Raw genomic sequence first — 15,387 nt, 5'->3', positions numbered from 1 at the left:
ACCAGATAATGATTGGGGAATTTGCTGGTATCCGCACAAGCCTGACATAAAATCAGCGCAAAATTATTTCCGCAGGCTCTCGCTCATTCAATATGAGTCAAAAGTAACCTATCAATTCATTATTTTGAGTCAGTTTTGACTCATTTCGACGATTTGTATTTTATAGCCGCTTATTTCACCCTTCAGGTCGAATACTCCTGATGTTCACATCAATATAAAATACAGGTGACGACATGTTATCATTATTAAAAAAAGGGCCGTCGGCGAATAAAGTTCCTGCTGAGAAAATTCAGGCAACTTATGGTCGATACCGCATGCAGGCGCTGCTAAGCGTATTTCTGGGATATCTGGCGTACTATATTGTGCGCAATAACTTCACATTATCCACGCCCTATCTGAAAGAGCAGTTAGACCTTAGCGCCACGCAGATCGGTTTGCTCAGCAGCTGTATGCTGATAGCGTACGGTATCAGTAAAGGCGTGATGAGCAGCCTTGCGGATAAAGCCAGCCCGAAAGTGTTTATGGCCTGCGGTCTCGTACTGTGCGCAATCGTCAACGTCGGGTTAGGATTCAGTACCGCATTCTGGATCTTCGCTGCGCTGGTTGTCCTGAACGGCCTTTTTCAGGGGATGGGGGTCGGTCCCTCTTTTATTACCATCGCTAACTGGTTCCCGCGTCGGGAGCGTGGCCGCGTAGGGGCTTTCTGGAATATTTCCCATAACGTCGGCGGCGGGATTGTCGCCCCGATCGTCGGCGCCGCATTTGCGATTCTCGGTACCGAGCACTGGCAGAGCGCCAGCTACATTGTGCCGGCCTGCGTGGCGGTGGTATTCGCCATCAGCGTACTGGTGCTGGGTAAAGGTTCGCCGCGCGAGGAAGGCCTGCCTTCGCTGGAAGAGATGATGCCGGAAGAAAAAGTGGTGCTGAAGACCAAACATACTCAGCAAGCGCCGGAGAACATGAGCGCGTTCCAGATCTTCTGCACCTACGTCCTGCGCAACAAAAACGCCTGGTATGTCTCCTTCGTCGATGTCTTTGTCTACATGGTGCGTTTCGGCATGATCAGCTGGCTGCCTATCTATCTGCTGACGGTGAAACATTTTTCTAAAGAGCAGATGAGCGTCGCCTTCCTGTTTTTTGAGTGGGCAGCGATTCCTTCTACCCTACTGGCCGGGTGGCTTTCCGACAAGCTGTTCAAAGGGCGCCGGATGCCGTTAGCCATGATCTGCATGGCGCTAATCTTCATCTGTCTGATCGGCTACTGGAAAAGCGAATCTCTGCTGATGGTCACGGTATTCGCGGCGATTGTGGGCTGCCTGATTTACGTCCCGCAGTTTCTGGCCTCGGTTCAGACCATGGAGATCGTCCCCAGCTTTGCCGTTGGTTCAGCCGTGGGTCTGCGCGGATTTATGAGCTATATCTTTGGCGCCTCGTTAGGCACCAGCCTGTTTGGCGTGATGGTCGATAAAATGGGCTGGCACGGCGGGTTCTATCTGCTGATGGGCGGGATCGTCTGCTGCATCCTGTTCTGCTACCTCTCTCATCGCGGCGCGCTGGAGCTTGAGCAACAGCGTAAAATCACCGAGCAGGAAGAGGCCCGTCTGGCGCTGGCTGACGCACAGTAAGCGCCTGATAACGTAGAAAGAAAGTGCCAGCCTGCTGGCACTTTTGGCCTTACGCAGAGTTTGCCGTCGTTAGGCAGACACCCTTAAATAGGGCGCAATGCTCGCTAATTTTTCCCGGGTTTCCGTCAGTTCGCGTTCCGGCGTCGATTGCGCAATGATCCCCGCCCCCGCCTGTATCCAGCAGCGCTGGCTGTCCTGAAATACGGATCGCAGGACTAACGCCGCATCAAAGCGCGTGTCCTCCAGCAGCAGCACCGCCCCGGAATAGAGCTCCCGCGGCGTCTTCTCAATTTGCATAATCGCGCTCAGGGCCGCATTCTTGGGGATACCCGAGGCGGTAATCGACGGAAACAGCACGGTAAATGCATCCCAGGCATCCTTACTTTCCGCAAGCTGACCGCTGACGCAAGATCCCAGATGCTGAACGCTACCGCGCTGGCGAACCGACATCAAATCTTCAACCACCACGCTGCCCGGCTGGCAGACCACCGCCAGTTCAGCGATCGCCTCCTTCACCGACAGGATGTGCTCCAGCACCTCTTTACCGTCATGCAGCAGCTCGGTCTCTTTCTCCTTATTCTGCTGCGGATCCCCCATGCGATCGCGGGTACCCGCAAGGGGTTCAGTGACGACTTTGCTTCCGCTGACCGACATCACCAGCTCCGGGCTAAACCCCAGCGCTTCTCGCCCCTGCTGGCGAAACATAAACGAACGGGTGGGCGTATTGGCCTGCCGCCCGCATAATAGCGTGGAGGGCATATCAATATGCGATGGCAAGGCAATAGCCCGCGAGACAATCGCTTTGACATATTCACCGCGGCGGATCGCCGAAACCACGCGCGCCACCTGCTCCTGATAGGCCTCACCGTTGTCAGCGGTATCCACAGTCACGGTGTTACACGGCGTCGCCGTACCGGCTGCTTTTACCCACTCGCACAGACGTCGGCATTCGCTGGCGGTGTCGGCAGAAACGGTGACATTTCCCTGTTCAAAAATCAGTTCCTCACGGGGAACGGTTAACGTCAGCAATGGCCACTCGCCAGCGTGATAGGCTATCCCACGGGTATGCGCCGCAAAGTTAAACCCGACCTGGCCATATACCCGACGCCCTTTCACCTGAGGATGGGCCATAAAACGACGCGCGCAGTCGGTAATGGAATCCACCGCCCATTGCTGCTCTCCGTCCGCATTGATGAAGGTCGCCCGCGTGCCGTCAGCATTAATGATCAACCGTGCCAGGCATCCTTTACCGATATACCAACACGGTTGCCGCTCATAGACATAGCACTCTTCATCGGCGAACTGGCGTAAGACGCCACAAATCGTCGGCAGCCGCCGTTCCTCTGGGAGCGCCAGATGTAAAAATTCACTGATTTTCATCCCTTACCTCTCTGTGTTATTCCCGGATCCTTCAATTGCGTTTGTCGAATGCAGCCGGGCAGAAGCAATCCACGCTGCCAGCAACGTGAATGCGCCGCCAAACATAAAGCAGGCCGCATAGCCAAAATGCTGCGCAATTACGCCGCCAACCACGCCGGCCAGAATGGCGATGGCGGCATCAGTACATTGAAAGAGCGTAAAATCGACGCCAGCCTGCAGAGGCGATGAAAGCGTCATCAGCGTGGCGTAAAGACAGACCAGGGCGCAGGCTAGCGAAATGGATTGCAGGATGATCAGCCCCTGGAGTAACGGCAGCCGCAAATGTCCCGGCGCCAGCAGCAACGTCGTTACTATTGCCAGCAGCACGACGCCCTGGAGGCCATAAGCCGCAAGCAGCGCTCTGCCGGGGGAGGTGTATTTCATCAGCACCCCGCCCGCCAGCGTTCCTGCGATACCAGCCGCGATATTGCCAGCGCTGAATAGCGCGCCGAGTGCCGACATGCTCAACCCCTGATCCAGCAGCAGCGGCGCCAGAAGAGGCAACACGAACCGCATCCCGGTATTCAGCATCAGCACCAACAGTAAACCCAGCCGCGCCTGTCGCCTTTTAAGCGCATAACCCAACGCCGGAACATGCGGTACAGACGTGATGCGCATGGGTTCGGCAATGCGCCACAGGGGAACGGATAAGACCAGGATCAGCGCCGCCATGATCAGCATGGCCACCGGCCAGTCGAATGCCGCCGCTAGCATCAGGAAGACGCCGCCGCCGCACATCATTCCCAGATAGCTGCCGCCGACCTGGACGCTGTTTCCCCAGCCGTAACCTGCGCGACTGAGCTGATCGACACAAAAGCCGTCGCTGGCAATATCGATGGTGGCGGCAATCGTACCCGCGAGTAAAAACAGCGCAAACAACGCGGCGATTTGCGTGTCGGGAAATCCCCCAGTTCGCCCGACCGCGCCGGTCGCAGCGGCAACCGTCAGGATCGCCGCCAACCCAACCTGACCCCGGAGGATTAACAGGCGGGAACGACGCTCCGGGCGATCGGGCGGCAGGCGCCAGCGCTCAATCCACGGCGCCCAGATAAACTTCAGCGCCCAGGGCAACATAAACAGCGTTGTCGCGCCGGCAAGGGCCAGCGAGCCGCCGGCGGCGCGCACCAGCGCAGGCAGGGACTGCATAGAGAGCGCCGAGACTAGGCTCTGCGTCACATAGATCCCGGCAATGGCAAAAATCACCCGTCCGGTCGTTAACGGTTTCACCAGCGACTGAACATCACTCATGCAGTCGCTCCTCAGATGCGTCAACCTCTGCATCACGCCAGACGCGCGCGGCCATTTGCGCCTGCCACAGCGCTTGGTAACGTCCCTGACGGGAGAGCAGCTGCGCATGCGTGCCCTGTTCAACCACTTCTCCCTCTTCCATCACCAGGATGTTTCCGGCCCCGGCGATGGTTGACAGGCGATGGGCGATGATAATTACCGTCCGGTTGTGAACCAGATGATCAATAGCTTTCTGTACCGCCAGTTCGCTATCAATATCCAGCGCGGCGGTCGGCTCATCGAGAATGACGATCGGCGCATCTTTCAATAAGGCCCTGGCAATGGAAATTCGCTGGCGCTCGCCGCCCGAGAGCTGCCCGCCCATCTCGCCCATTGGCGTCAGCCAGCCTTGCGGAAGACGGGAAATGAATTCAAGACACTGCGCCGCGCGGGCGGCCTCTTCCACCTCCTGCTGCGTGGCCTGCGGGCGGGCAATAAGGAGATTCGCCAGCAGCGTGTCATCAAACAGCCAGACATCCTGAAACACGACGGAAATCAAGCTATTGAGCTGTTCCGCCGTCAGATGACGAATATCGACGCCACCGATAGAAATCTCTCCCTGCTGCGGATCGGCATAGCGCATTAACAGTTTGCTGACCGTGGTTTTACCGGCGCCTGAGGCACCCACCAGCGCGCTCATACTGGCGGCCGGAAAGGTCAAAGAGAGGTTGTTGAGCGCGGGATCGCCGCTGTCATCATAGCGGTAGCAAATGGTGTCAAAGCGGATATCGTAACGCTCCGGCATCTCGCCGCGTTCTGCGACGGGAAGCGGCGGGATCGCCATAAACTGCTCAATACGCTGCAGGGCGCTGGCGATCAGTTCCACCACCGAGGTATAGCTGATAAACATCGCCATCGGTTCCGAGAAACGCATTATCATCGCAGCGGCGGCTATCAAAAAGGCAAGGTTCAGGGTTCCCGTTACTACCCAGACCACCCCGGCTAACACGACCACCTGCAGGCCCAGCTCCACGACGCCGGCGATCAGCATCGTCGCGCCGGCGCTCTGGCGATGCGTGCGGCTCTGCAAGCTTTCCAGCGCATTAAAATGCGCCAGCAACGCCCGGCTTTTTTCGCCATCGCTGCCGCAGGTACGCAAAACCATCATCCCTTGAGCAAATTCAACGATATCCCCGCTCAGCCGCTGGTGCGCTTCGCCCAGGGTCTGCATTTGTCGGCGCATCGCCGGCCGGCGCCAGTAATAAAACGGCACCAGCATGGGAAAGATCAGCAACATCACCAGCCCCAGCCGCCAGTCGATCCACAACGTTGCCAGCGATGCGGTCAGCGGAGTGACGATGGTTAAAAGCAAAATATTGGCTATCGCAATCACATAGTTGAGATTTTCATCCACGCTGCCCAGCAACAAGGCGTTCGTTTCGCCCGCTCTGCCGCGCTGGAGTCTTTCCAGCGGCACGCGGCGTAGCTGTTCGCCCAGGCGCAGGCGCAGTTCATGGGTGGCCTGCGCCAGATGACCACGGTATTCAAAGCCCAGCCCATACCAGCGTAGCGCCAGCGCCGCGAACGCCGCAGCGCTGAAAGCCAAAGCCCAGGTGAGAAGCGGCGATGCTTCACCACGTAATAGCGCATCAACGATCGGATAGAGGCAGGCAAAGGCAATCCCCTGCATCAATGCCGCCAGCAGCAGCGCAATCATACTGCGCCGCAGCATCCCTGCCTGACTGCCAACGCTGGAGATAAGCTGGCGCCAGATGACGCGCCAGGCCAGGTTATCCGCGGGATTAATGGCTTTCATTTTCCGCCTCCTCTGGTTGTGTTCTCCCCGGCATCCATTGCTGCGCCTGCTGATAGCGCAGCCACAGCTGCTGATACAAGCCGCCCTGGGCCAACAGTTGCCGGTGGCTCCCGCGTTCCCGGAGCCGCCCGTCGGAAAACAGCAGGATCATATCGGCGTGAGTCACCATGGAGAGCCGATGCGCGACCATGATGACCGTCCGGCCGCGCATGGCCGCCGCGAGGGCTTTGATCAGCGCCGCTTCGTTTTCCGGATCGGCAAACGCCGTCGCCTCATCGAGCACAAGAATGGGGCGATCCTGCAACAGCGCCCGGGCGATGGTGATGCGCTGCCGCTGACCGCCGGAGAGAAAGACGCCGCGCTCCCCGACGCGGGTGCTGTACCCCTCCGGCAACGCGCTGATAAATTCATGGGCCTGCGCCACTCTGGCCGCCGATATTACCGCTTCCAGCGGCGTATCCGGCGCGCCCAGACGAATGTTATTGGCGATGGTATCGGCAAAAAGGAAGTTGTCCTGGAATACAAACGAGATTTGCTGCATCAAGGTGTCCGTCTGCATATCGCGCAGATCCACGCCGCCGATGCGAATATGACCTTGATCGGGATCGGCATAACGCAGCAGGAGTCGCGCCACGGTGCTTTTCCCGGCGCCGCTCGGCCCGACCAGCGCCACTATTTTTCCGGCAGGTACATGAAAGCTCACCTCCTGCAGCGCCGCGCCTGCGCGCGCTTGTGGATAGTGAAAACTCACCTGCTCAAAGGTAATGCTCGCATCGTTCGGCTGCCGATCGACAAGCGGACGGGAGAGTTCCGGCATCGCGAGAACCTGATAAATACGCTGAATGCTTAAACGCGTTTGCGCGACCAGGTTATTGAGCATCATCATGGGCATCACCGCTTCCGCCATCCCGCTGCCCAACAGTAAAACGGCCACCCAGGCGATAAAATCGAGGCTGCCCGCCTGCATCAGGCCGTATCCGCACCAGATCAGAACGAATAAGGTCGGCAGCGGATTGAGGATCGAGAATGAAAAACGCGCTGAAAAGCCGGCTTTGCGATACCAGATTTTGAGCACATCGACCCACTCCTCAAGGGCATGCTGATAGCGCAAAAAGCTGGTGCTGCCGCTATCAAACGTTCTGACCACCGGCATGGCCTGCACGAACTCAATCACCGCGGCGCTGACCTGCTCGCGCGCCTGATGATAACGCTGAGCCATCTCTCCCGAGCGCTGGCGGGCGAGAGTAAGTATCAGTGAACCCAATGCCAGCACACCCAGAGTGGCAATGGCCAGTCGCCAGTCCAGCCAGAACAGGATAGCGGCGGTCGCCAGGGGCATGACTATCGCGCGAGCGTACAGCGGCGTGCTGTCAGCAACGAAAATGTGTAACGACTTCACATCATCCAGCATCACCTTCGCCATCGCACCGCTGCCCATTTGCTGTAACGCGCCCGGGGCAAGCTGCACGGCTTTCTGCGCTAATCTGCTGCGCAGAATATTCTCCAGATGAAACGCCGCATAATGCGAGGTGTTAAATGCCTGCAGGCGCAGGACAAAAGTCAGCGCCACGCAGCCAAATAGCCCTCCCAACGACCAGAGTGGAATAACGTCGGGCGAGACGCGAAGATCGCGCAGGCTCCATGCCAGAAAAAGCAGCGCCGCAAGGCTGGTGATGGCCGCCAGACCCGCCAGCGCCATCGCCAGAATGACCTTCCGGCGAACCGGGGTTATCACCTGCCAGAGCGGAAACCGGGACAGAGATTCAGTATTGGATGATTGAGATGACATGGGAGTGGCTGAATTTCCTGATGAATTTTTAAGGACGCCAAAAACGCTATTACAGGGTGGCGTTCTGAGAATTAATGTGAATAATAACCATTATCAATTACTCATCTACCCCATTCGGTTCTATTTTTACCCGCATTGGTTTAAGCCACAGGGAGATAACCCGGTCATGACGGAGTCACCACAAACGCAATCTGCAATCTCAATTCATCAGTTGGTGGTCGGGAAACCCGCTAACGACGGTACTATCCCGGCCCAGTGTGAACTGCTGCGCTGTTCGTTGCAGGAAGGGATGGATATTTTGCTCTGGAGAGGCCATTTTGCGCAGCCTGAGACGTTACAGCTTCACGATGATCTGGGCAGGATTAACTTCTCGTGCATCCTCGAGGGCACCTCGCGTTTTGCCATCCAGGGGCTCAGACGCCACACCGAGTGGGAGCTGGCCCGCAATCGCCATTACATTACCCACACGCCAGATTGCCGCGGCAGCGCCTCCTACGGCGGCCGATTCGAGAGCATCACCCTCTCCTTCAGCCCTGAAACCCTCGCGCTGTGGGTACCGGATATCAGTACAGTCATTAAAAATAAGATCGACTCCCACTGCTGTTGCCAGCAGCAGCGCTGCAATGCGGAAACCCATTTAACGGCCCAGGCTTTGCGTCATGCGCTAATGCGGATGCACGGCGGATTCAGCCATGAACAAAAGCCTTCGACCCTCTGGCTACAGGGACAGAGTCTGGTGATGCTAAGCCTGGTCCTGGATGAGCACCGCGAAGACGCCAGCTGCTTCTCCTGCCACTTCAACCCGGTGGAGCGCCAGAAACTGCTGCGGGCAAAGGATCTGCTGCTGGCCGATTTGACGCAGGCGCCGGGCGTTGCTGAGCTGGCGAGAGAGTCCGGTTTGAGCGTGCTGAAAATTAAGCGTGGCTTCCGCGTTCTGTTTAACAACAGCGTCTATGGCCTGTTTCAGGCTGAACGCATGCAGGAGGCACGAAGAAGGCTGGCCAATGGCAATACCTCCGTTATGACGGTAGCCGCCGATCTGGGCTATGCCAACGCCAGCCACTTCTCTGCCGCTTTCCAGAAACAGTTTGGCGTCACCCCTTCCAGCTTTAAACGCGTCATCTGATCGCCGATTGACCCCTCCCCGTCAGCGGCCCGGAACCCCCCTCCGGGCCTCAGTGCTTTCCTCCAGTGATTAACCCGAAACGGGCATAAATAGACCCGTTTCGGGTAGCACTCAATTGTTAATAATTATTATTCTCATGTAAGGAGTATTTTCCGCTAAGACGTGCCATCAGGAGGAAGAATGATTTCTGGCGCACCATCTCAGAAACCGCGGTTACCGGACAACGGCAACGCGGCTGATTATCAACAATTACGCGAGCGGCTCACGCAGGAGCTAAATTTAACGCCGCAGCAGCTACATGAAGCGTGCAATTTGATCCAGGCGGGCCTGGATTCAATCAGATTGATGAGATGGTTAGACTGGTTTCGTAAAAGGGGCTACCGCGTGACCCTGCGCGAACTGTATGCCGCCCCCACGCTGGGCGGGTGGCGCCAGCTGATGCGCAGCCGTTCGCCGGAGAAACCGGCGGAGGAAACGGCGGAGGAAACGGCATCCGGTGAAAGCGTCTGGCCGACCATGACCGAGGGTACCCCCTTCCCTCTGACGCCGGTCCAGCATGCCTACCTGACGGGGCGAATGCCTGGACAGCCCCTCGGCGGCGTGGGCTGCCATCTGTATCAGGAGTTTGCCGGCTATTCTCTGACGGCGGAAAAGCTGGAACAGGCCATCGCGATCCTGATGCAGCGCCACCCGATGCTGCATATCGCCTTTCGCACCGACGGACAGCAGGTCTGGTTAAAGCAACCTTACTGGAACGGCGTGACAGTTCATGATTTGCGCCAGAACGACGCCGCCAGCCGCCAGGTCTATCTGGAAGCCCTGCGCCAGCGCCTGAGCCACCGCCTTTTACGCGTGGAGATCGGCGAAACGTTTGATTTTCAGCTGACGCTGTTGCCCGATAATCGCCACTGCCTCCATGTCAATATTGACCTGCTGATTATGGATGCCTCCAGCTTTACGCTCTTCTTCGATGAGCTTAATGCTCTGCTGGCGGGCGAATCGCTGCCGGCTATCGACCCCCGCTATGATTTCCGCTCCTATTTGCTGCACCAGCAGCTGGTGCATCAACCGCTGCGAGACGAAGCCCGCGCGTACTGGCTGGCGAAAGCGCCTGCGCTTCCTCCTGCGCCGCTCTTGCCGCTGGCCTGCGACCCCGCCGCGCTACGTGAAGTCCGTAATACCCGACGCCGCATGATTGTCCCGGCCAAACAGTGGCATGCGTTCAGCCAACGGGCCGGTGAGTACGGCGTCACCCCGACAATGGCGCTGGCAACCTGTTTTTCCGCCGTCCTGGCTCGCTGGAGCGGCCTGACGCGGCTGCTGCTCAACGTAACGTTATTCGACCGCCAACCGCTGCACCCGGCGGTTAGCGCTATGCTTGCCGACTTCACCAATATTCTGCTGCTGGATACCGCCTGCGACGGCGATACCGTCAGCGGCCTCGCGCAGAAGAATCAGCTGACCTTTACCGAAGACTGGGAGCATCGTCACTGGTCCGGCGTCGAACTCCTCCGGGAGCTCAAACGCCAGCAGCGCTATCCCCACGGGGCCCCGGTGGTATTTACCAGCAATCTGGGGCGCTCTCTTTACAGCAGCCGCGCGGAACCGCCTTTGGGCGAGCCGGACTGGGGCATCTCGCAGACGCCGCAGGTGTGGATAGATCATCTGGCCTTCGAACATCAAGGCGAGGTCTGGCTGCAATGGGACAGCAATGACGCCCTGTTCCCTCCGGCATTAGTAGCGACGTTGTTCGCGGCCTACTGCCAGCTGATTAACCAGCTCTGCGAAGATGACAGCGCATGGCAAAAACCGTTCCCGGATACCCTGCCCGCCAGGCAGCGCGCGATTCGCCAGCGGGTCAACGCGACCGACGCGCCCATTCCCGCAGGACTGCTGCATGAAGGCATTTTCCGCATCGCCCTCCAGCAGCCGGAGGCGCTGGCGGTCACAGATGCTCATTATCAGTGGAACTACCGTGAACTGACGGACTTTGCCCGCCGTTGCGCCGGCAGGTTAATCGCGTGCGGGGTGCAGCCGGGCGACAATGTGGCGATCGGCATGTCAAAAGGCGCGGGACAGCTGGTTGCGGTGCTGGCCGTGCTGCTGGCCGGGGCGGTCTACGTTCCGGTTTCGCTGGACCAGCCCGCCGCGCGGCGCAAGAAAATCTATGCTGACGCCAGCGTTCGGCTGGTGCTGATTTGCCAGCACGACGCCAGCGCGTGGTCAGACGATATTCCCCTGCTTGCCTGGCAGCAGGCCATTGAGGATGAACCGATCGGCAACCCGGTGGTTCGCGCACCGACACAACCGGCCTACATTCTCTACACCTCCGGTTCTACCGGCACACCGAAAGGCGTGGTCATTTCTCACCGGGGAGCGCTCAACACCTGTTGCGATATCAATAACCGCTATCAGGTAGGTCCAGGCGACAGGGTGCTGGCGCTGTCCGGCCTGCATTTTGATTTATCGGTATATGACATTTTTGGCGTCCTGAGCGCCGGCGGCGCGCTGGTTATGGTGATGGAAGAGCAAAGGCGCGATCCCCGCGCGTGGTGTGAACTGATCCAACGCCATCAGGTCACGCTCTGGAACAGCGTCCCGGCGCTATTCGATATGCTGCTGACCTGGTGCGAGGGTTTTGCCGATGCTGCGCCGGCAAATCTGCGCGCGGTAATGCTTTCCGGCGACTGGATCGGTCTCGATCTTCCCGCCCGCTTTCGGGCCTATCGGCCGCAAGGGCAGTTTATCGCTATGGGCGGCGCCACCGAGGCGTCTATCTGGTCTAACGTCTGCGAGGTCAGAGAGGTTCCTGAGCACTGGCGAGCCATCCCCTACGGTTTTCCGCTGGCTAACCAGCGCTACCGGGTAGTCGATGAGCGGGGCCGGGACTGCCCCGACTGGGTGCCCGGCGAATTGTGGATTGGCGGCCTCGGGGTCGCTGAAGGCTATTTCAACGATCCCCTACGCAGCGAGCAGCAGTTTTTGACGCAATCGGGCGAGCGCTGGTATCGCACCGGCGATCTCGGCTGCTACTGGCCAGACGGTACCTTAGAGTTCCTCGGCCGCCGCGATAAGCAGGTCAAGGTCGGGGGATATCGCATCGAGCTGGGCGAAATTGAGAGCGCGCTCGGCCAGGTGGCGGGCGTGAAACAAGCCACCGTTCAGGCGATCGGGGAGAAAGAGAAGACCCTGGCGGCCTGGGTTGTTCCCCAGGGGGAGGCTTTTTGCGTTCCCCATCATCGCGATCCGTTGCTGCCGCAGGAATGGCGTACCCTGGCAGGAACGCTGCCCTGCTGCGCCTGCCCGCCAGAAATCTCCGCCGCTCAGGTCGCTGATTTTCTGCAGTATCGTCTGTTAAAACTGCATCCGGGCCACGCCTCTGACGTCGATCCGCTCTCCCTGATCGATTCGCTCGTTATCCAGCCGCGCTGGCAGGCCGTGGTGGAACGCTGGTTAGCCTTTCTTGCGGCTCAACAGCGGCTGCAGCCCGCCGCCGAGGGTTATCAGGTCTGCGCGGCAGAAGCGCCGGAAAAGCGCCATCCTTCGTTCAGCGGGCATGACCTCACCTTAATGCAGATTCTTCGCGGCACGCGCCACGAACTGTCATTACTGAACGATGCGCGGTGGTCGCCGGAAAGTCTGGCTTTCGACCATCCGGCCAGCGCCTTGTATATCGAGGAGCTGGCGACAATGTGCCAACAGCTTTCCCGACGGTTACAGCGCCCGGTACGCCTGCTGGAGGTGGGTGTCCGCACCGCCCGCGCCGCAGAGTGCCTGTTATCCCGCCTCAACGCTGGCGAGGTTGAGTATGTCGGGCTTGAACATAGCCAGGAGCTGCTGCTGAGCGCCAGACAGCGGCTTGCCCCATGGCCTGATGCCCGTCTGGCCCTCTGGAATGCAGAGACGCTGGCGGCGCACGCGCATTCGGCGGACATTGTCTGGCTGAATAATGCCCTGCATCGTCTGCTGCCAGAAGATCCCGGACTCCTTACGACCTTACAACGGCTCGCCGTCCCCGGAGCGCTGCTCTACGTCATGGAGTTTCGCCAGTTGACGCCGTCTGCCCTGCTCAGCACGCTTCTGTTAACCGCTGGACAACCGGAGGCTTTACTGCATAACAGCGCAGCGTGGGCAACAATATTCAGCGCCGCCGACTTCAGCTGTCAGCATGGCGATGAAATCGGCGGATTACAACGCTTCCTCGTCCAGTGCCCGGCCAGCCAGATGCGCCGGGACCCGCGTAAACTACAGGCCGCCCTTGCCGAACGCTTGCCCGGGTGGATGGTGCCGCAACGGATCCACTTCCTTGACGCTTTCCCGCTGACCGCGAACGGGAAAATTGACTATCAGGCGCTGACCCGTCGCCATACCCCTGAGGCGGAAACATCGGCCGAAGCGGATTTACCTCAGGGCGATACGGAAACATGCGTGGCCGCCATCTGGCAGCAGCTGTTGTCGATCGGCACCGTCACCCGGGAGACCGACTTTTTCCAGCAAGGCGGCGACAGCCTGCTGGCCACCCGGCTGACCGGACAGCTCCATCAGGCGGGTTATACCGCGCAATTAAGCGATCTGTTTAATCATCCCCGACTGGCGGATTTTGCCGCTACCCTGCGTAAAACCGACCTCCCGGTCGAACAGCCATTCACCCACTATCCTGAAGATCGCTACCAGCCTTTCGCGCTTACCGACGTGCAGCAGGCCTACCTGGTCGGACGGCAGCCGGGGTTTGCCCTGGGCGGCGTAGGCTCCCACTTCTTCGTTGAATTTGAGGTTGCCGATCTGGATATCCGCCGGCTGGAGAGGGTCTGGAATCGTTTAATCGTCCGCCACGATATGCTGCGCGCCGTTGTTCACGATGGACAGCTGCAGGTTCTCGAACAGACTCCCCCCTGGATCATACCCGCGCACGTTTGCCCAACGCCAGACGAGGCGCTGCGGCTACGTGAAAAACTGGCGCATCAGGTACTCAACCCCGAAATCTGGCCGGTATTCGATCTCCAGGTCGGATACGTCGACGGGATGCCCGCCCGACTCTGGCTGTGCCTGGATAACCTGTTGCTTGACGGGCTAAGCATGCAGATCCTGCTGGCGGAGCTGGAACACGGCTATCGCTATCCGCAACAGCTGCCGCCGCCGCTCCCCGTCACTTTCAGGGATTATCTGCAGCAACCCGCGCTGCGGGCGCCAGACCCAGACTCCCTGGCCTGGTGGGAGACTCAGCTGGACGATATCCCTCCGGCGCCGGCGCTGCCGCTTCGCTGCTTGCCTCAGGACGTTGCGACGCCGCGCTTTGCGCGCCTGAACGGGGCCATGGACAGCGCGCGCTGGCGCCGATTGAAACAGCGGGCGGCTGAAGCCCACCTTACCCCGTCGGCCTTACTCTTATCGGTATGGTCAACGGTGCTCTCGGCATGGAGCGCGCGGCCTGACTTCACGCTTAACCTGACGCTTTTCGACCGCCGTCCGGTGCATCCGCAAATCAACCAGATTCTGGGCGACTTCACCTCGCTGATGCTGCTGAGCTGGCGGCCTGGCGACAACTGGCTGCACAGCGCGCAGCGACTGCAGCAGCGCCTGAGCCAGAGCCTCAATTATCGCGATGTATCCGCCATCCGCGTGATGCGTCAGCTGGCGCAACGGCAAAATCTGCCCGCCGTGACCATGCCGGTCGTCTTCACCAGCGCGCTCGGCTTCGCGCAGGATAATTTCCTCGCCCGGCGCAATTTACTCAAACCGGTCTGGGGTATCTCGCAGACGCCGCAGGTCTGGCTCGATCACCAGGTTTATGAGTCCGAAGGTGAATTGCGCTTTAACTGGGATTTTGTCGCCGCCCTGTTTCCTGCCGAACAGGTGGAGCGGCAGTTTGCCCAGTATGGCGAATTGCTCAATCGGATGGCCGAGGAAGAGAGCTGCTGGCAGCTGCCGCTCGCCGCGCTGGCTCCCCCCGTTAAACTCGCGGAACCAAGCCCCGCGCCCGCTCCGCGCGGCTGCCCTGAGCGCCCGGTGTCCGGCGTGGCGGCGGACGAGAGCACTGTCCGTCTGATTTGCGACGCCTTTCGCGAGGTGGTGGGCGAATCGATTATGCCCGCGGATAACTTTTTTGAGGCGGGCGCCACGTCGCTAAATCTGGTGCAGCTGCACATTTTGTTACAACGTCACGAATTTTCCACGCTGACGCTGCTTGATCTCTTTACCCACTCCTCTCCAGCCGCTCTGGCCGAATACCTTACCGGCGTCGCGATGGAGGAGAAAGCCACACGCTCTCGCCCGGTTCGCCGACGCCAGCGGCGGATTTAGCGCGAACCAAACTGATTTTTTCCGGGACGCCGTCGCGCAAGCGCGGCGTGCCATTGACTTTGTGACTCTTAGGAAACGAGACCGA

Annotated in this window: 7 protein-coding genes; 3 read left to right on the top strand and 4 right to left on the bottom strand. The window is 59.3% G+C overall.

Annotated features, from left to right (window positions below):
- The first annotated feature begins 233 nt into the window (after window positions 1-233).
- Entirely contained in the window at window positions 234-1,625 is a 1,392-nt protein-coding gene (gene pgtP, locus ABLV11_RS02205; RefSeq protein ID WP_004113099.1) for a phosphoglycerate transporter PgtP, read from the top strand.
- A gap of 69 nt (window positions 1,626-1,694) precedes the next feature.
- Here the strand turns inward: pgtP and ABLV11_RS02200 are convergent, their stop codons facing one another.
- From ABLV11_RS02200 to ybtP, 4 genes are read right to left on the bottom strand one after another with little or no spacing between them, the layout of a single operon-like run.
- Window positions 1,695-3,005: a salicylate synthase gene (locus ABLV11_RS02200; RefSeq protein ID WP_348855147.1), complete on the bottom strand. Its 1,311-nt coding sequence runs from the start codon at window positions 3,003-3,005 to the stop codon at window positions 1,695-1,697.
- Between the two features lie 3 nt (window positions 3,006-3,008).
- Window positions 3,009-4,292 (bottom strand): MFS transporter, encoded by a 1,284-nt coding sequence (locus ABLV11_RS02195; protein WP_348855145.1) that lies wholly within the window; start codon window positions 4,290-4,292, stop codon window positions 3,009-3,011.
- On the bottom strand, window positions 4,285-6,087 hold the full coding sequence (ybtQ, locus tag ABLV11_RS02190) for a yersiniabactin ABC transporter ATP-binding/permease protein YbtQ (RefSeq protein ID WP_004113102.1): 1,803 nt from the start codon (window positions 6,085-6,087) through the stop codon (window positions 4,285-4,287). Before ybtQ ends, ABLV11_RS02195 begins: the two co-directional genes overlap by 8 nt.
- Entirely contained in the window at window positions 6,074-7,786 is a 1,713-nt protein-coding gene (gene ybtP, locus ABLV11_RS02185; RefSeq protein WP_049592173.1) for a yersiniabactin ABC transporter ATP-binding/permease protein YbtP, read from the bottom strand. The genes ybtQ and ybtP overlap by 14 nt, the downstream gene beginning before the upstream one ends.
- A 256-nt stretch (window positions 7,787-8,042) precedes the next feature.
- Here ybtP and ybtA point away from each other — a divergent pair, with 256 nt between their 5' ends.
- Both ybtA and ABLV11_RS02175 read left to right on the top strand, forming a co-directional pair.
- Window positions 8,043-9,002, top strand: a complete 960-nt coding sequence (ybtA, locus tag ABLV11_RS02180; RefSeq protein ID WP_023329710.1) for a yersiniabactin transcriptional regulator YbtA — start codon at window positions 8,043-8,045, stop codon at window positions 9,000-9,002.
- A gap of 180 nt (window positions 9,003-9,182) precedes the next feature.
- Entirely contained in the window at window positions 9,183-15,302 is a 6,120-nt protein-coding gene (locus ABLV11_RS02175; protein WP_148407634.1) for a non-ribosomal peptide synthetase, read from the top strand.
- Window positions 15,303-15,387 lie beyond the last annotated feature (85 nt).

Origin of the sequence: Klebsiella sp. GW_Kp181, from assembly GCF_040062315.1 — a bacterium.
Lineage (GTDB): Bacteria > Pseudomonadota > Gammaproteobacteria > Enterobacterales > Enterobacteriaceae > Klebsiella > Klebsiella oxytoca.
The sequence above is the reverse complement of the archived record's forward strand: the minus strand, read 5'-3'. Positions and strand labels throughout refer to the sequence as shown.

Bases quoted from the DNA above. Each gene is read 5' to 3' on its own strand.
- pgtP (WP_004113099.1), top strand. From the start codon at position 234: ATGTTATCATTATTAAAAAAAGGGCCGTCGGCGAATAAAGTTCCTGCT.
- ABLV11_RS02200 (WP_348855147.1), bottom strand. From the start codon at position 3,005: ATGAAAATCAGTGAATTTTTACATCTGGCGCTCCCAGAGGAACGGCGG.
- ABLV11_RS02195 (WP_348855145.1), bottom strand. From the start codon at position 4,292: ATGAGTGATGTTCAGTCGCTGGTGAAACCGTTAACGACCGGACGGGTG.
- ybtQ (WP_004113102.1), bottom strand. From the start codon at position 6,087: ATGAAAGCCATTAATCCCGCGGATAACCTGGCCTGGCGCGTCATCTGG.
- ybtP (WP_049592173.1), bottom strand. From the start codon at position 7,786: ATGGCGCTGGCGGGTCTGGCGGCCATCACCAGCCTTGCGGCGCTGCTT.
- ybtA (WP_023329710.1), top strand. From the start codon at position 8,043: ATGACGGAGTCACCACAAACGCAATCTGCAATCTCAATTCATCAGTTG.
- ABLV11_RS02175 (WP_148407634.1), top strand. From the start codon at position 9,183: ATGATTTCTGGCGCACCATCTCAGAAACCGCGGTTACCGGACAACGGC.